Raw genomic sequence first — 16,046 nt, 5'->3', positions numbered from 1 at the left:
CGGGATCGAACGGGACACTTGGCTCCGCTCCTGCCTACGATGATGCTCTCGATACCGGCCCACAGGAGGCACGTGATGTCCGCAGCACTTGTTGAGCGGCCCCACGGCGAGCACCCGCTCATCGCGGAGGCGAATAGGCTCATCGAGCGCCTTCCGGGGTACCGCGTCGAGATCATCGGAGGCCAGATCCTCGTGTCCCCGCCGCCCGACGGCCCACACGGCGATGTCCTGACCGACTTGTTGCTGCCTTTCGCGACCGCCGGTCTCCATGGCACGGAGTCGAGGGTGATCCAAGGCATCGGCCTGTGGCTGCCGACCGGTGCAGCGGACTACGCGGTCCCCGACCTCGCCGTGGTCGACGCCGACTACCGGGACCACCTCATCGAGAACAACTGCTACGACCCCGTCTGCTTCCGGCTGGTCCTGGAAGTCACCTCCAACAATCACCGCGCCGACCTGCGCACCAAGGTCAAGGCCTACGCCGGGGCCAAGATCCCGGTCTATGTGATCGTCGACCGCAGGCACCAACGCCTCCACGTGCTCACCAACCCTGCCGGGGACGAGTACGAGAACCATCGCCCGCACTCCCCTGGCGAGATCGTCGCCCTGCCCGCCTCCATCGGCGCCGACGTCTCCCTGGATGTCACCGCAATCCTCAAGGCCGGGCAATCACCGGCTAATTGACCACGTCCACCTCCCCCTCAGTCACCCCCGCCAGCTCCACGTCGTACGCCAGTGGCCCCTCCTCCACGACCACCTGACGTGCATGCGAGAGGTACGGCGGTGAGGCACTGGTCGCCAGCAGATACGGCCCCGGGCCCGGTACGGCGACGATGTACGAACCGTCCGCGAGGGACGTCACCCGGTCCAGCTCCCGCCCGCCGCGCGACAGCAGCGTCACCTCCACGTCCGCCAGCGGCTCACCGTCCGCCGTGCGGACGAACCCGTGGACCACGGAGGCGGGACCGGCGGGATGCGGCACCGGCGACGGCTCCTCCCTCGGCTCCACCGCCAGATGCGGAAGCCGCCGCTCCAGCCCCGCCGGCAGCCACCAGTTCGCCTTCCCCAGCAGATGCATCGCGGCCGGCACCAGCGCCGTACGGAGGATGAAGGCGTCCAGGGCGACGGCGGCGGCCAGGCCGATGCCGGCCATCGCGGCCTCCAGCTCGCCGCTCAGCACGAACGCGCTGAAGACGCACATCATGATCAGGGCCGCGCAGTTGATGACCCGGCTGGTCTCGGCGAGGCCGACGCGGACGGCGCGGGCGTTGTCCTTGGTGTGGACCCACTCCTCGTGCATCCGGCTGACCAGGAAGACCTGGTAGTCCATGGAGAGGCCGAAGAGGAGCGAGAGCATGATGACCGGCAGGAACGCGGCGATCGGGCCCTCCTTGCCGATGCCGAGGAGTTCCGTTCCCCAGCCCCACTGGAAGATCGCCACCAGCACGCCGAAGGACGCGGCCGCCGCGACCAGGTTCATCAGCGCGGCCGTCAGCGGCACCACCAGGGAGCGGAAGGCGACCAGCAGGAGCAGGAAGCCCAGCGCGATGATCGTCGCGATGAAGTAGGGGAGGCGCTCGCCCGTCACCGACGCGAAGTCCTTCGACACCGCCGTCACCCCGCCCACATGGGCCTCGGCCCCGGACGCCGGGATGACATCGTCGCGCAGCCGGTCGATGAGCCGGTCCGTCTCCTCGGCCTGCGGGGACGTCGTCGGGACGACCTGGATCACCGTGACACCGTTCGTGGGCGGTACGGCGGCCACCTGGGCCACCCCCTCGGTGGCCTCGATGCGCGCGACCAGTCCCTTGGCGTCGGTGCCGTCCACGACCACCTGGAGGGGGCCGTTGAAGCCGGGACCGAAGCCCTCCGCCAGCAGGTCGTAGGCCTGGCGGGTGGTCGTGGTGTCGCGGTGGTTGCCCTGGTCGGAGGTGCCGAGGCGGATCGACAGGACGGGGATCGCGAGGACCAGCATCACGACGAGGGCGAGCACGGCGGTGGAGCGCGGGCGCCGCTGCACGTACGCCGACCAGCGGGCCGCGAGGCCGCTCGCCGACTCGGGTGCGGGGCCGGTGGCCGCGAGGCGCCGGCGCTCACGGCGGCTGAGGACGCGCGGGCCGAGGACACCGAGGAGCGCCGGCAGCAGGGTGACGGCGGCCAGCACGCTCAGCACCACCGTCAGCGAGGTCGCGATGACGACGCCGTCCAGGAAGCGGAGGTTCATCACCAGCATCCCGGCCAGCGCGATGAAGACCGTGCCGCCGGCGAACAGCACCGCGCGGCCCGAGGTGTCGAGGGCGCTGACCGCGGCCTCCTCCGGCTTCATGCCGCGCAGGATGCCGCGCCGGTGGCGGGTGACGATGAACAGGGCGTAGTCGATACCGACGCCGAGGCCGATGAGCGAGCCGAGCAGCGGGGCCACGTCCGGGATGTTCGTGGTGTGGCTGAGCAGGGACGTGGCCATCAGGCCGGTGCCGACCGCGGCGACGGCGACGACGATCGGCAGCAGCATCGCGAAGAGCGAGCCGAAGGCGAGGAAGAGGACGACCGCCGCCGCCAGGATGCCGACCGCCTCGGACGTGCCCTGCGAGGCCTCCTGGTCCCGCGCGATGGCCTGTCCGCCCAACTCGACCTGGAGGCCGTCCCGTTCGGCGCCCTGTGCGGTGTCGATGACGTCGGCGAGCAGGTCCTTGGGGACGGCGTTCGCCTGCTCGGTGAAGGTCACCTGCGCGTAGGCGATCGTGCCGTCCCGGCTGACGCCCGCGCCGCCGCCGGCCAGGTCCCCGGCGTCGTACGGGCTGGTGACGTCGCCGACGCCCGCCATCCGGCCGATCTCCGCCAGCGCGGGCTCGATGCGGGACCGTACGGAGTCGTCGTCCACCGACCCCTCGTCCACCTTCCACACCACCGTGTCGGTGTCGCCCGCGCGCTCGGGGAAGGCCTTGTCCATCAGGTCGTACGCGCGCTTGGAGTCCGTGTCCGGGAGGGAGAAGACATTCGCGTAGTCCGTGCCCGCGCCGGTGCCGGCGAAGCCGACGCCGAACACGGTCCCCACCCACAGCAACAGGACCACCAGCCGGTGCCGATAGCACCACCGTGCCAAGGTCGCCACGATCAACTCTCCTTGTTCTGCGGTCGATTGTCCGTCGGTCGGTCCCCCAGGTCCTGGCCTCACCCTCGACCGCGACGGGGGCGGGGCGACATGGCCGGGCCGGGACTCTCAAGGAACTCCAAGGCGGAGCGGCTGCCTCCGGGAACTCCCGTGCGGATACTGGGGACATGACCGGAATCGAGCGAGCGACCACCGGCCACGAGGGCGCGGCCTCCGGCCAGGACGGCGCGGCGGCCACTGGCCACGGGGAAGCGACCGTGCTCGTCGTCGAGGACGAGCCGAGCATCGCGGACGTCCTCACCATCGCCCTGCGCTACCACCGCTTCGAGGTGATGACGGCCGGAACGGTCCGTGACGCACTCGCCCTCGCCGAGCGCACCCGGCCCGACGCCGCCCTGCTGGACGTGATGCTCCCGGACGGGGACGGCCGCGCCCTCGGCCGTGAACTGCGCTCCCGGCGACCGGAGTTGGCGCTCGTGTTCCTGACCGCCCGGGACGCGCCCGCCGAGATCGTGGGCGCCCTCGGCTTCGGCGACGACTACATCACCAAGCCGTTCGACATCGAGGTGGTCGTCGCCCGCCTCACCGCCGTCCTGCGCCGCACCCGCCGCGCCGACGTCCTCCCCCAGCGCCCGCCGCTGCGCTACGGCGACCTGGAGCTGGACGAGACGACGTACTCGGTGCGCCGGGCGGGCCGCACGGTGGAGCTGACGCCCACCGAGTACGCCCTGCTGCGGTTCCTGGTGCGCAACGGCGGCCGGGTCGTGCCCAAGGACCAACTCCTGCGCCATGTCTGGCAGTACGAGCACGCGCCGGCCGAGTCGACCGTCGTCGAGACCTACATCAGCTATCTGCGGCGCAAGCTGGACGCGCTCGGCCCACCGGTGATCACCACCCGGCGGGGCGTCGGATACGGGCTGGCGTGAGGCGTCCGCGTCGTTTCGTGGCGCGGCCGCTCCGCAAGGGCGGCCTCTACTCCCTGCGCGCCAAGCTCACCCTCGCGAACGTCGTCCTGCTCGCCGTGGGTGTCGTCACGGCCACCGCGGTCAGCGCGATGGGCATGCGGATGTACCTGCTCGACAGCGTCGACCGGGAGCTGATGTCGACCCGCGACTCGATCGGGGCCGCCCGGATCGGCATGGAGCAGGTCGACGCGCTCAGCGCCCTGGTCGCCCTCAGCGACCACACCTCCGGTGAGTCCACGGCCGCCGGCGCCGACTCCCTCGTCCAGGGTGCCGTCTTCACCGCGCTGGACGACGGGGGCGAACCGCTGACCATGGGCGGCTTCCCGCCCACCGAGGAGCAGCGCGCCCTCGCCGCAGCGGTGGGCGACCCGGCCGCCCTCCTCGCGGACGACGAGCCGTACGACATCGACGTGGCGGGCGCCCCGTACCGCGTCACGGCGGCCGGGATGGACGACGGCACGACCGTCCTCCTCGCCACCTCCACCGCCTCGCTGCACGACGTCATCGCCAAGGCCCTCAAGCTGGACTTCGCCGTCGGCGGTCTGCTGCTCGCGACGCTCGCCTGTCTGACCCTGTTCAGCGTGCGGCGCCGGATGCGGCCGCTGGAGGACATGGTCGAGACGTCATCGGCGATCGCCGAGGGCGACCTCACCCGCCGCGTCCCCTCCAGCAGTGAGGCCACCCTGGAGGTCGAACAGCTGCGGCTCGCCCTCAACACCATGCTCCAGCAGGTCGAGACGGCCCACCACACCCGTGAACGCAGCGCCGCCCAGCTGCGCCGCTTCGTCGGCGACGCCTCCCACGAGCTGCGGACGCCCCTGGCCGCGATCCGCGGCTACCTCCAGCTCCACGACAAGGGCATGCTCACCGACCCCGCCGAGCGCCGGCGCGCCTGGGACCGGATGCACAACGAGGTCGACCGGATGGGCCGGCTCGTCGACGAGCTGCTCACCCTCGCCCGCCTCGACCAGCGCCCCGAACTGTGCCTCGGGAACGTCGACCTCACCCGCCTGGTCCGCGACGCCGCCGCCGACCTGCGCGCCCAGCAGCCCGACCGCCCGGTCACGGTCCGCGCCGACGGCGCCCTCCTCGTCCGGGCGGACGAGTCGGGGCTCCGCCAGCTGCTGGGCAACCTGGTGAGCAACGTCCGCACCCACACGCCGGCCGACGTGCCGGTGCGGCTCGGGGTGGAGCGCACCGCCGACGTCGTACGGCTGTACGTGGCGGACGAGGGGCCCGGCCTGTCGCGGGAGGACGCGTGCCGGATCTTCGACCGTTTCTTCCGGGCGGGGGGAGGCGCCGGCAGCGGCCTGGGCATGGCCATCGTGCAGGGCGTGGTGGAGGCCCACGAGGGTGAGGTCTCGGTGAGCACGGCCCCTGGTGATGGCCTGAAAGTGACGGTCACCCTCCCAGCAGCGCCCAGACCGTCTTCCCGTGCCGTCCCCGGCCCCACACCCCCCAGGCCTGGGCGAGGTGCTCCACGAGCCACAGCCCCCGCCCCGTCTCCTCCCAGTCCCCCGCCTCCCTGATCCGGGGTGCGCTCGTGCTCTCGTCGGACACCTCGACCAGACAGGAGCCGTCCGCGAGGGCGGTCACGGCGACCTCGAACTCCCGCTCCAGCAAAGGTCCGTGGCGTACGACGTTGGTCGCGAGCTCGGAGACGACGAGGACGACGTCCTCCAGTGCCCCGGAGCCTTCCTTGTACCCCCAGTCGGCCAGATGTTCCCGTACGCGCCGCCGGACGAGCCCGACGGACGCGGGATGGCGGGGCAGCCGGAAGGAGTTGCGTCTCAACACGTGTGCTCCTCACCCCGGACACACCCCCAGCACAGAACGATGCGGGGGCCGGGCACGCCGTGTCACTCCCGGGGTCGTCCGGCCCGCGACTTCGCGTCAGCTGTCACGCGGCGTCTGTCATATCCACCCCAGCCGCCACAGCCGGAAGATGCCGGTCCCGTCGGACAGGTACTGCGCCCCGCCGACGTCCTCGCTGCTGAGCACGTACTCCTTGCGCTGCCACAGCGGGATCATCGGCACGTCCTCGGCCACGACCTCCTGGAGTTCCTTGAAGTCCGTCGCGGCCCGGCTGCGGTCCTCGTAGCGCTGGCTGTCCTTGATCAGCCGGTCGGCCCGCGCGCTGCTGTAGCCGTTGTCGAGGGTGCCGCCGGTGCCGACCAGGGGGCCGCTGAAGGTGTCGGGGTCGGGGTAGTCGGCGACCCAGCCCACCCCGTACGCGTCCAACTTGCCCTCCGCGTACCGCTTCTGGAAGGCGGTCCACTCGTACGCCTTGGTCGTCACGTAGAACAGGCCGCTCGCCTCCAGCTGCTCCTTCAGTTCGGCGGCCTCGGCGGCTGCCGAGCCGCTGCCCTCGGCGTAGCCGAAGGTGAAGCGCACGGGCATGCCGACCCCGGCCTCGTCGAGCAGCTTGCGGGCCCGCTGCGGGTCGGGCCGGGGGTTCGCGTCGAAGAACGAGGTCGTGTGGCCCGTGAGACCGGCCGGGATGAGCGAGTACAGGGGTTCGGTGGTGCCCTGGTAGACCTCGGCGACCAGCTTCTCGCGGTTGATCAGCGTGGCCAGCGCCTGGCGCACCCGGCGGTCGTGGAAGGGCGAGTTCGCCCGCACGTTGAGGACCAGGTTGCGGGTCTCGGTGCTGTCGGCCTCGATGACGCGCTGGCCGGGGTCGCTGGGCGAGAGGGCGGCGAGCGTCGCGGGCGGCAGCGTCCGGGTGACGACGTCCACCTGCCGTGCCGTCCACGCCTTCTGGAGCGCCGCCGAGTTCGCGTAGTGGCGCATGAGGACCGGGCTGCGGGCGCCCTCGGCGGCGCCCCGGTAGTCGTCGTCGGGGGTGAGGCGGGCCTGCCCGTCCGTGTACGACGTGAGGGTGTAGGGGCCGGTGCCGTCGGCGCCGCCGTCCGTGCGCAGCCGGTTGACGGGGTACCGGGTCCGGTCGACGATCGCCCCGGCGCCGGTGGCGACCTTGAACGGGAAGGTGGCGTCCGGCGAGGAGAGGCGGAAGGTGACGGACAGCCCGTCCGCGCCGACCGAGCGGAGGGTGTCGAGCAACGCGGCCGGCCCGACGTCGGAGTTGATGCGCTTGACCCGGTCGAAGGAGTACTTGACGTCCTTGCCGGTGACCTCGCGTCCGCTGGGGAACCTCAGGCCCGGGCGCAGGGTGCAGCGGTAGACGGTGAGCGCGTTGCCGAGGAACTCGCAGTCGCGCGCGGCGTCCGGCACGGGTGCGGCGCCGCCCGGTTCGAAGGTCAGCAGTGACTGGAACACATTGTTGAACAGGGCCCAGGACCCCGCGTCGTAGGCGCCGGCCGGGTCTAGCGAGGTGATCTTGTCGGTCGTGCCGACGACGATCGTCCTGTTCCCGTCCCGCTGGGCCGGCAGCAACTGCCAGCCGCCGATCGCCGCGACCGCCACCACCAGCAGCGACGCGAGAATCCGCAAGCGAACCGACCGCATCGGCGCCCCTTCCAAGGACCCCACCCGGCCCACTGGGCACAGTGGTTCCTCGGTGGCGCCGATCACCTAACCACAGTCGCCTGTGTTGACGGAAGGCGGGTTTTGTTGAGTTGAGAAAGAACTCAGTAAGTACGCCGCCCATATGTGTCCGAAGGCTCCCGCACCGGGGACGGGAGCCTTCCTGACGGCCCGTCACGCCTGCTTCGAGGCCAGCTCCACGACGGTGATGTCCGACGGCGCCCCGACCCGCACCGGCGGCCCCCACGCGCCGGCGCCGCGCGTCACGTAGAGCTGGGTGTCGCCGTAGCGCTCCAGGCCCGCGAGGGTCGGGTTGGCGGCCTGGGCGACATAGGTCATGGGCCACATCTGGCCACCGTGCGTGTGGCCGGAGAGCTGGAGGTCGACGCCGTGGTCGACGGCGTCGTGGATCTGGACCGGCTGGTGGGCCATGAGCACCACGGCCCGCGAGGTGTCCCGGTCGCCGAGCGCCTTGGCGAAGTCGGGGCCCTGGCCCTCGTCCTCGCCCGCGATGTCGTTCACCCCGGCGAGGTCGAGGTACGGCAGCTCGCGGCGGGCGTTCTCCAGCGGCGTCAGGCCCAGCCGGCGCACCTCCTCGACCCACTGCTCGGCGCCGGAGATGTACTCGTGGTTGCCGGTGACGAAGTAGCTGCCGTGCCGTGCCGTCAGCCCGGCGAGCGGTGCCGCCGCCGGACCGAGGTCCGCCACGTCGCCGTCGACCAGGTCGCCGACCACCGCGATCAGGTCGGGCTGCGTCGAGTTGATCGTGTCGACGACCTTCTGGGCGAAGCCTCGGCCCAGCATCGGCGAGAGGTGGATGTCGCTGACCACCGCGATCCGGAAACCGTGCGCGGCGCGCGGCAGCTTCGCCAGCGGCACGGTGACCCGCTTGAGCTTGGGCCCGCGCACGACGCCGTAGGTGCCGTAGCCGACCGTGCCCAGGGCCGCGGCGGCGACGGCCCCGCCCACCACCCGGGAGACGAAGAGACGGCGGGAGGGGTCGGCCGGGGGCGCGGGGGTAGCCGGGGCCGGGGGTTGCGTCGAGTGGGGCGGGCCCGGCTGTCCGGGTTCGGTGGCCTCCGCGGAGTCGGCGGGCGGTGCGGACTCGGCGGGCGGTGCGGGCTGCGCGCCGGCCGGGACGGGTTCCGGCTCGCGCACCACGGGCTCCGGTCGTGGCTCCGGCCGAAGCGCGGGCTCCGGGGCGCGCCGCTCCAGCACACGGCGCAGGAGAGGTCGCAGAAGCTCCCCCACCAGAAGGGCGAGGAGCATGTACAGCGCGAAGGCGAGCCACATGAAGCCCGGCCAGGTCAGCGTCTGCTGCAGCCAGAAGGGCGCGTGCGCGCGTTCGGCCGCGAAGCCGGCGATCATCAGCACCGGTCCCGCGATGAACACCGCCGTGCCCACGCGTCTGGCCGGGCCCGGTCCGCGTGTCGTGTCGCGCACCAGGCGGCGCCACGCGTACCAGTGCAGCGCCCCGAAGAGGGCCAGCACCAGCACGAGCACCAGCACGAAGACGACGATCATCACGTGGCACTCCCGGTCGCGGCCCGGCGGAGGGCACGCACCCCGCGCAACCCGATGACGCCGATGGCCGTCCCCAGAACAAAGGAGACGACGGCGAGCGTCAGATGCACCCAGAAGTACGCCGTCGGATCACCCGCGTCGTCGAACGCGAGCCCGCTGCCGTCCTTCCAGAGGTTTTTGACGAAAGTGATCCAGATGACCCAGCTCCACACCCCGAAGGCGAGCAGGAACCAGGAGAGGGGGCGGCTGAGCTTCATGCGTTCAGTATCGCCGCCGTCCGTCCGGGTATCGCGCCGGGGTGTGCGCGGGGGCGTGAGCAGGAGCGTGAGCGCCACGGGGCGTTCCAGTGGGATTTACCGGTCGGAGCCATGTACTTTCTCGATCGTGCCCGCCTCCAAGAAGACCGTCAGGCGCCCCCTGCTGGTCACCTCAGCCACCCTGCTGTCCCTCTCCCTGGCCTCACTGCCGATGCTGACGGCCGGCCCGGCCTTCGCGGCGAAGCCGTCGCCCAGTCCGAGCGCCTCGCCGTCCGCGACTCCCCCGGCGAACATGTCGACCGTCGGCGGCGAACTGTTGGGCGAGCCCGGTACGCAGGCCAGTCTCGGCAGCGACGCGCCCGTGCTGCCCAAGGGCATCAGCGCCCGCTCCTGGATCGTCGCCGACGCCGAGTCGGGCGAGGTGCTGGCCGCGCACAACGCGCACTGGCGGCTGGCCCCCGCGAGCACGCTGAAGATGCTGTTCGCGGACACCCTGCTGCCGAAGTTCAACAAGGACGACGAGCACAAGGTCGTGCCCGCCGATCTGGCGGGCGTCGGCTCGGGCTCCAGCATGGTCGGCATAAAGGAGGACGAGACGTACACCGTCCATGACCTGTGGCTCGGTGTCTTCCTTCGCTCCGGCAACGACGCGGTACACGTCCTGTCGGCCATGAACGGCGGCGTGAAGCAGACCGTCGCGGACATGAACGCGCACGCCGAGGAGCTCCAGGCCCTCGACACGCACGCGGTCAGCCCGGACGGGTACGACGCCAAGGGGCAGGTGTCGTCCGCCTACGACCTGACACTGATCGCCAGGTCGGGGCTGCAGAAGAAGGATTTCCGGGAGTACTGCTCCACCGTGCGGGCGAAGTTCCCCGGCGAGACGAAGAAGGGCAAGAACGGCAAGAAGAGCCGCTCGTCCTTCGAGATCCAGAACACCAACCGGCTGCTCACCGGGGACAGCGGTCTCGACTCCTACCAGGGCATCGCGGGTGTGAAGAACGGCAACACGACGAACGCGGGCGCCACGTTCACCGGGGTCGCCGAGCGCGACGGGCGGGTCCTCCTCGTCACCGTCATGCATCCGGAGAAGGACGAGCACAACCAGGTCTACAAGGAGACCGCGAGCCTCTTCGACTGGGGGTTCAAGGCGGCGGGCAAGGTGACGCCGGTGGGTGAGCTGGTGCCGCCCAAGGGCGCGGACACCTCCGGTGGGGGTGCCGACGAGCCGAGTGCGCAGGCGGGGGCGACGGCGTCGGCGTCCTCCGGCGGGGCGGGCGGGAAGTCGGTCGCCGCGCGCGCCTCCGGCGGGGGCGGCGGGGTCGGGGTCGCCCTTGGGATCATGGGGGGCGTGTTGGTGCTGGTGGCCGGCGGGGTGTTCCTGGTGAACCGGAAGTGGCCTCTGCGGGCGAAGAAGTAGGGGCCGTCCGGGAGCGTCTGCCTGGTGGTGCCGGATGCGGGGTGCCGGTGCGTCGTGGCTGGTCGCGCAGTTCCCCGCGCCCCTTACGGGGCGCTCTCCTTGCTGTCCTCCGCCGTCCAGGCCGCGCAGTACAGCAGGAGCTTGGTGGTGAGGTTGATCCACAGGAGCAGGGCGATGGGGACTCCGAAGGCGCCGTACATGCTCTTCGAGGCGACGCCCTGGATGTAGCCGCTGAGCAGGAGCTTGAGCAGTTCGAAGCCCACGGCTCCTATGAGGGCGGCCACGACGAGGCGGCGGCGGGGCGGCTGGACGCCGGGGAGCAGCGTGAGGACGTAGAGCAGGAGCAGGAAGTCGGCCAGGACGGCGACGGCGAACGCGGCGACGCGCAGGAGGATGCCGCCCCACCCGTCGCGGTCGATGCCGAGTTGGTCGGCGAACCGGCCGACGGCCCAGGAGGCGGCGGCGGAAGCGGCCAGCGACACGAGGACCGCGCCGCCCAGACCGACCAGCAGGCCCGCGTCCTTGCCCTTGGCGAGGACGGGGTTCTCGTCGGGATCCTCCTTCTCCCAGACCGCGCGCAGACAGCCGCGCATCTCACCGACCCAGCCGATGCCGGTGAACAGCAGCAGCGCGCCGGCGATGATCCCGACCGTGCCCGCGTTGTCGACGAGGCCGGCGATGTCGAGCTGGTCGGAGATGCCGGGCACCTGCTCGGCGAGCCGGTCCTCCAGCTCCCGCTGCTGGTCCTTGCCGAGGGTCGCCGCGACGATGGCCGCCGCCACGGTCAGCAGCGGGAACAGCGCCAGGAAGCTGATGAACGTCATCGCCGCGGCCAGCCGGGTCCACTTCACCCGCTCCAGCCGCTCGAACGACCGCCACGCGTGCGTCGTCATCAGACGCTCCACCTGAGGGCCCACCCCGGGAAGCTTTTTCAGCCAGTCCATGATCCGAACTCTGCCCCAGTCGTCGACACCCGATACCGGGTACCCCCACACCGGTTCACGGATCCCCTCCGGACGTCATCGCTCCCGGCACCACCGCGTCCGGCTCACCAGTCCGCCACCGCGAGCCCGTACATCGTCAGCCACACGACGCCGATGAGGGTGAGGGCACGGTCGCGCAGGATGACGTCCTCGGGCTCGCCGGCGGTGCCCCGGTCGGCGAAGACGGCGTAGCGGAGGACGGCCAGGACGAAGGCGACCATGGACAGTTGCCGCCAGGGCAGCACGCCGGTGGTGGGTACGCCGCCTTCCTCCAGGGCCCAGAGGCAGTAGCCGAGTACGGCGACACCGGCGGCCAGTTGCCAGACGAAGCGGAGGTATCCGGCGGTGTACTCGGTGAGCAGGGCCCGGGTCGCGCCGGCCCGGTCGGCCAACTGCACGGCCTCCGAGTACCGCTTGGCGGCCACCATGAACAGCGCGCCGAACCCGGTGGTGATCAGGAACCAGCGCGAGAGCGGGATGCCCAGCGCGAGTCCGCCGATCATCGCCCGCATCAGGAACCCGGTGGTGACCACCGCCAGATCGACGACCAGGACGTGCTTGAGGCTGACGCAGTAGGCGAGTTGGAGGCCGAGGTACGCCGTCAGCAGCGCGGCGGTGTACGGCGGGCAGAGCCAAGCGGCGGCCGACGGCGCGAGCACGGCCAGGGCGCCCCCGACTCCGTACGCGACCGGTACGGGCACCTGTCCGGCGGCGACCGGGCGGTGGCGCTTGACGGGGTGCGCGCGGTCCGCGTCGGCGTCCCGGGCGTCGTTGACGAGGTACACCGCGGCGGCACAGGCCGTGAAGAGGACGAAGACGAGCGGGAGTTGGACCAGCGCGCGGGGTGTGAAGAGCTCCCCGGCGGCCGCGGGCGCGGCGACGACGAGGGTGTTCTTGATCCACTGCCGGGGGCGGGTCGTCCGGAGGAGCCCGCGGACAAGGCCGGCCCTCGGGGGCGGCGCCTGGCCGGAAACCGCCCGGCGCGCAAGGACGCCTGCGTGCCCCGCCGCGGTGCGGCCGGTCGTCGCGAGGCCGATCGTCGTGCTCTCGATCGTCGTGGGCCCGGTCGCCGTGGTCCCGGTCGCGGCGTGCTCAGTCATCGGCGCTCACCACCCAGCGTGCGCCCAGCCGTGCCGTGAGCGCCCCGAGGGCCACGCCCGCCGCCACGTCCGACGGGTAGTGCACGCCGACGACGAGCCGGGACAGGCACATCGCGGCGGCGAGCGGCGCGGCGGCGGACAGCAGCAGCGGCGCGCCCAGGGCTCCGTGGGCCACGACGGCGACCGCCGCAGCCGCCGAACTCGCGTGCGAGCTGGGGAAGGAGTGCCGTCCGACCGTGCGGACCAGGGGTTCGACGTGGGTGGGGCGCGGCCGTCGTACGACGCGCTTGACGCCCATGCTGGCCAGATGCGCCCCGGCGGTCAGCGCCGTGCCGCGCAGCCACACGCGACGCCGCTCCCGGTCGACGGCGGCGCCCGCCAGCCCGGCCGCGAGCCACAGCAGGCCGTGCTCCCCCACCCGGGAGAGTCCGCGTGCGGCGCTCGCGACACGTGGATCGGCACCACGGGCGTGCAGCGCGGAGAGCAGCCGCCGGTCCAGTCCCCGCACACCCTCGACGACGTCAACTTCATCCATGCGACGCCACTCTCGTGGGCGACCGGGTCGGAGCTACGGCAATCTTGAACGACATCCCACTAATCACCCATTTCGGTGAGGCGACAGAGCGGCCGTGCCGACGCGCCCGACTCCTCCGCATACGCGGCGATACGGTCGCGAGCATGCCAGCCGACGCCGCCTCGACCTCCCCTGCTCCCCCGCCCGCCGGCCCCCGCCGCTCCGCCCCTGCCTCCGTCCCGGGCCCCGGTCCCGCCTCCGCTCCCGTCACGGTCACCGGCTGGGGCCGCACCGCCCCGACCGCCGCCCGGCTGGTCCGCCCGCGGACCTACGAGGAGGCCGCGGCCGCCGTACGGGCGTGTGGGGCGCACGGGGCGCGCGGCGGGATCGCCCGGGGGCTGGGGCGGGCGTACGGGGACGCGGCGCAGAACGCGGGCGGCGCCGTCCTCGACATGACCGGCCTCGACCGCGTCCACGCCATCGACGCGGACGGCGGCACCGTGCTGTGCGACGCGGGCGTCTCGCTGCACCGGCTGATGGAGGTCCTGCTCCCGCTGGGCTGGTTCGTGCCGGTGACCCCGGGGACCCGTCAGGTGACCGTAGGCGGCGCGATCGCGGCCGACATCCACGGCAAGAACCACCACGTCTCCGGGTCGTTCGCCCGCCATGTGCTCTCCCTCGACCTGCTCACGGCCGACGGCGAGATCCGCACGGTCGTCCCCGGCACCCCGCTCTTCGACGCCACGGCCGGCGGCATGGGCCTCACCGGCGTCATCCTCACCGCGACCGTCCGCCTCCTCCCCGTCGAGACGTCCTGGATGTGCGTCGACACCGAACGCGCGCGCGACCTCGACGACCTCCTCGCCCGCCTGACCGCCACGGACCGCTACTACCGCTATTCGGTCGCCTGGATCGACCTGCTCGCCAGGGGCGCCGCGACGGGCCGAGCAGTGCTCACCCGCGGCGACCACGCGCCCCTGGACGCACTGGAGGCACTGCGGCACCGGAACGAGCCGCGGCCACCGGGGGCGGGATCGCCGTGGGGTCCGTCGTCGGAGTCGTGGTGGGCGTCGTCGGCGGGGGCGCCGTGGCGGGCGTCCACGCGCGCGCGTGGGGGTCGCTCCCCGTTCGGTGACGCGTTCCCGTCCACGTTCCCGTTCACGTTCCCGTTCCGGAGGGACGTGCTCGCCAGCCCGTTGGAGTTCCGGACCCCCAGCCTCCCCGCCGCGCCCTCCTTCGTCCCCGACGGTCTCCTCGGCCGCACGGCCATGGGGCTCTTCAACGAACTCTGGTACCGCCGGGCGCCCCGGGCCCGCACCGACGAACTCCAGCGGCTCTCCACCTTCTTCCACCCCCTCGACGGGGTCCCGCACTGGAACCGGATCTACGGCCGGTCCGGCTTCGTCCAGTACCAGTTCGTCGTCGGACACGGCCGGGAGGAGGCCCTGCGCCGGATCGTGGCCCGGATCTCCGCGCGCCGCTGTCCCTCCTTCCTCGCCGTCCTGAAGCGGTTCGGCGAGGGCGACCCCGGCTGGCTGTCCTTCCCGATGCCCGGCTGGACCCTCGCCCTGGACATCCCGGCGAGCATGCCCGGCCTCGGCGCGTTCCTGGACTCGCTCGACGAGGAGGTCGCGGCCGCGTCCGGCCGCGTCTACCTGGCGAAGGACGCCCGTCTACGGCCCGAACTGCTGGCCTCGATGTATCCGAGGCTCCCCGAATTCCGCGCACTGCGGCAGGAGTTGGACCCGGGCGGGGTCTTCGTGTCGGACCTGGCCCGCCGCCTCGGCCTGTGAGCGCGGTGCTCCGCACGCGGTGCGCACCTCTGTCCCACCCACACCCAGGAGCTGTCATGAAGGACGCCTTCGGCACCCCCCAGTCCCTGCTGATCCTCGGCGGCACGTCGGACATCGCGCTCGCCACGGCACGCCGTCTGATCGCCCGCCGCACCCGCACGGTGTGGCTGGCCGGGCGCCCGTCGCAGGATCTGGAGAACGCGGCCACCCATCTGCGCGGCCTCGGCGCGGAGACCCACACCATCACCTTCGACGCACTCGACCCCGAGTCCCACGAGTCGGTCCTCGGCAAGGTCTTCACCGAGGGCGACATCGACATGGTCCTCCTCGCCTTCGGTGTCCTCGGCGACCAGGCGAACGACGAACGCGACCCGGTGTCCGCCGCGCGCGTCGCGCAGACCAACTACACCGGCGCCGTCTCGTCCGCCCTGGTGTGCGCGCGGGCGCTCCAGGCGCAGGGCCACGGCTCCCTGGTCGTGCTGTCCTCCGTCGCCGCCGAGCGGGCCCGCCGCTCCAACTTCATCTACGGCTCCAGCAAGGCCGGCCTCGACACCTTCACCCAGGGCCTGGGCGACGCCCTGCACGGCACCGGCGCCCACGTCATGCTCGTCCGTCCCGGCTTCGTCCGCACGAGCATGACGGCGGGCCGCCCGGAGAGTCCCTTCGCCACGACCCCGGAGGCCGTGGCCGCCGCCATCGAACTGGGACTGCGGCGCCGCTCGGAAATGGTCTGGGTGCCGGGTTCCCTACGGCTGGTGATGACGGCCCTGAGGCACGTACCGAGGGCGATCTTCCGCCGCCTGCCGCTCTAGAAGAGCCGAGCACCTCGCTTTTCGGGGGCGCGGGGAACTGCGCGAACAACCCCCACCCATCCGCGGCCGCGAGGACCGCT

Annotated in this window: 13 protein-coding genes and 1 pseudogene; 6 read left to right on the top strand and 8 right to left on the bottom strand. The window is 72.2% G+C overall.

What is annotated here, in order from left to right:
• The first annotated feature begins 75 nt into the window (after nt 1–75).
• Nucleotides 76–684, top strand: a complete 609-nt coding sequence (locus tag PUR53_RS07825) for a Uma2 family endonuclease (RefSeq protein WP_329898667.1) — start codon at nt 76–78, stop codon at nt 682–684.
• On the opposite strand, the gene PUR53_RS07820 is transcribed toward PUR53_RS07825, so the two are convergent.
• Nucleotides 677–3,103, bottom strand: coding sequence for an MMPL family transporter (locus PUR53_RS07820; protein ID WP_329907862.1), 2,427 nt, complete (start codon nt 3,101–3,103; stop codon nt 677–679). The two genes, PUR53_RS07825 and PUR53_RS07820, sit on opposite strands and share 8 nt — an antisense overlap.
• A 266-nt stretch (nt 3,104–3,369) precedes the next feature.
• Here PUR53_RS07820 and PUR53_RS07815 point away from each other — a divergent pair, with 266 nt between their 5' ends.
• Both PUR53_RS07815 and PUR53_RS07810 read left to right on the top strand, forming a co-directional pair.
• On the top strand, nt 3,370–4,038 hold the full coding sequence (locus tag PUR53_RS07815) for a response regulator transcription factor (protein ID WP_329907861.1): 669 nt from the start codon (nt 3,370–3,372) through the stop codon (nt 4,036–4,038).
• Nucleotides 4,035–5,606: an ATP-binding protein gene (locus PUR53_RS07810; protein WP_443080272.1), complete on the top strand. Its 1,572-nt coding sequence runs from the start codon at nt 4,035–4,037 to the stop codon at nt 5,604–5,606. The genes PUR53_RS07815 and PUR53_RS07810 overlap by 4 nt, the downstream gene beginning before the upstream one ends.
• Here the strand turns inward: PUR53_RS07810 and PUR53_RS07805 are convergent.
• The 4 genes and pseudogenes from PUR53_RS07805 to PUR53_RS07790 form a co-directional block, all read right to left on the bottom strand.
• A pseudogene (locus tag PUR53_RS07805) lies at nt 5,488–5,874 on the bottom strand (ATP-binding protein); the annotation flags it as partial. The gene PUR53_RS07810 and the pseudogene PUR53_RS07805 overlap by 119 nt on opposite strands.
• Before the next feature lie 117 nt (nt 5,875–5,991).
• Complete coding sequence (locus PUR53_RS07800; protein ID WP_329898665.1) at nt 5,992–7,545, bottom strand: ABC transporter substrate-binding protein; 1,554 nt, start codon at nt 7,543–7,545, stop codon at nt 5,992–5,994.
• Between the two features lie 192 nt (nt 7,546–7,737).
• Nucleotides 7,738–9,087, bottom strand: a complete 1,350-nt coding sequence (locus tag PUR53_RS07795) for a metallophosphoesterase (protein ID WP_329907859.1) — start codon at nt 9,085–9,087, stop codon at nt 7,738–7,740.
• Nucleotides 9,087–9,344 (bottom strand): SCO4848 family membrane protein, encoded by a 258-nt coding sequence (locus PUR53_RS07790; protein WP_329898664.1) that lies wholly within the window; start codon nt 9,342–9,344, stop codon nt 9,087–9,089. Before PUR53_RS07790 ends, PUR53_RS07795 begins: the two co-directional genes overlap by 1 nt.
• A gap of 127 nt (nt 9,345–9,471) precedes the next feature.
• Between PUR53_RS07790 and PUR53_RS07785 the strand changes: the two genes are divergently transcribed.
• A complete protein-coding gene (locus tag PUR53_RS07785) occupies nt 9,472–10,764 on the top strand; it encodes a D-alanyl-D-alanine carboxypeptidase family protein (protein ID WP_329898663.1) in 1,293 nt (430 codons plus the stop codon).
• An 83-nt stretch (nt 10,765–10,847) separates the two neighbouring features.
• Here the strand turns inward: PUR53_RS07785 and PUR53_RS07780 are convergent, their stop codons facing one another.
• The 3 genes from PUR53_RS07780 to PUR53_RS07770 all read right to left on the bottom strand — a co-directional run bounded on the left by PUR53_RS07780 (nt 10,848) and on the right by PUR53_RS07770 (nt 13,382).
• The gene (locus PUR53_RS07780) at nt 10,848–11,708 is read right to left on the bottom strand and encodes a YihY/virulence factor BrkB family protein (protein WP_329898662.1); all 861 of its coding nucleotides are present in this window, start codon (nt 11,706–11,708) and stop codon (nt 10,848–10,850) included.
• 104 nt (nt 11,709–11,812) lie between these two features.
• Nucleotides 11,813–12,847: a decaprenyl-phosphate phosphoribosyltransferase gene (locus tag PUR53_RS07775; RefSeq protein WP_329907823.1), complete on the bottom strand. Its 1,035-nt coding sequence runs from the start codon at nt 12,845–12,847 to the stop codon at nt 11,813–11,815.
• On the bottom strand, nt 12,840–13,382 hold the full coding sequence (locus PUR53_RS07770) for a phosphatase PAP2 family protein (protein WP_329907821.1): 543 nt from the start codon (nt 13,380–13,382) through the stop codon (nt 12,840–12,842). Before PUR53_RS07770 ends, PUR53_RS07775 begins: the two co-directional genes overlap by 8 nt.
• A gap of 143 nt (nt 13,383–13,525) precedes the next feature.
• Here PUR53_RS07770 and PUR53_RS07765 point away from each other — a divergent pair, with 143 nt between their 5' ends.
• Both PUR53_RS07765 and PUR53_RS07760 read left to right on the top strand, forming a co-directional pair.
• Nucleotides 13,526–15,154, top strand: coding sequence for an FAD-binding oxidoreductase (locus tag PUR53_RS07765; RefSeq protein ID WP_329907820.1), 1,629 nt, complete (start codon nt 13,526–13,528; stop codon nt 15,152–15,154).
• Nucleotides 15,155–15,210: 56 nt separating this feature from the next.
• The gene (locus tag PUR53_RS07760) at nt 15,211–15,966 is read left to right on the top strand and encodes a decaprenylphospho-beta-D-erythro-pentofuranosid-2-ulose 2-reductase (protein WP_329907818.1); all 756 of its coding nucleotides are present in this window, start codon (nt 15,211–15,213) and stop codon (nt 15,964–15,966) included.
• Nucleotides 15,967–16,046: the final 80 nt, after the last annotated feature.

It is taken from the genome of Streptomyces sp. SP18BB07 (genome assembly GCF_036322545.1).
Lineage (GTDB): Bacteria > Actinomycetota > Actinomycetes > Streptomycetales > Streptomycetaceae > Streptomyces > Streptomyces deccanensis.
This window is presented reverse-complemented; position numbering and strand designations above follow the sequence as displayed.

What these genes read in the sequence shown, in the direction of transcription:
- PUR53_RS07825 (WP_329898667.1), top strand. Translation starts at nt 76, where the DNA reads ATGTCCGCAGCACTTGTTGAGCGGCCCCACGGCGAGCACCCGCTCATC.
- PUR53_RS07800 (WP_329898665.1), bottom strand. Translation starts at nt 7,545, where the DNA reads ATGCGGTCGGTTCGCTTGCGGATTCTCGCGTCGCTGCTGGTGGTGGCG.
- PUR53_RS07795 (WP_329907859.1), bottom strand. Translation starts at nt 9,087, where the DNA reads ATGATCGTCGTCTTCGTGCTGGTGCTCGTGCTGGTGCTGGCCCTCTTC.
- PUR53_RS07790 (WP_329898664.1), bottom strand. Translation starts at nt 9,344, where the DNA reads ATGAAGCTCAGCCGCCCCCTCTCCTGGTTCCTGCTCGCCTTCGGGGTG.
- PUR53_RS07780 (WP_329898662.1), bottom strand. Translation starts at nt 11,708, where the DNA reads ATGGACTGGCTGAAAAAGCTTCCCGGGGTGGGCCCTCAGGTGGAGCGT.
- PUR53_RS07775 (WP_329907823.1), bottom strand. Translation starts at nt 12,847, where the DNA reads ATGACTGAGCACGCCGCGACCGGGACCACGGCGACCGGGCCCACGACG.
- PUR53_RS07770 (WP_329907821.1), bottom strand. Translation starts at nt 13,382, where the DNA reads ATGGATGAAGTTGACGTCGTCGAGGGTGTGCGGGGACTGGACCGGCGG.
- PUR53_RS07765 (WP_329907820.1), top strand. Translation starts at nt 13,526, where the DNA reads ATGCCAGCCGACGCCGCCTCGACCTCCCCTGCTCCCCCGCCCGCCGGC.
- PUR53_RS07760 (WP_329907818.1), top strand. Translation starts at nt 15,211, where the DNA reads ATGAAGGACGCCTTCGGCACCCCCCAGTCCCTGCTGATCCTCGGCGGC.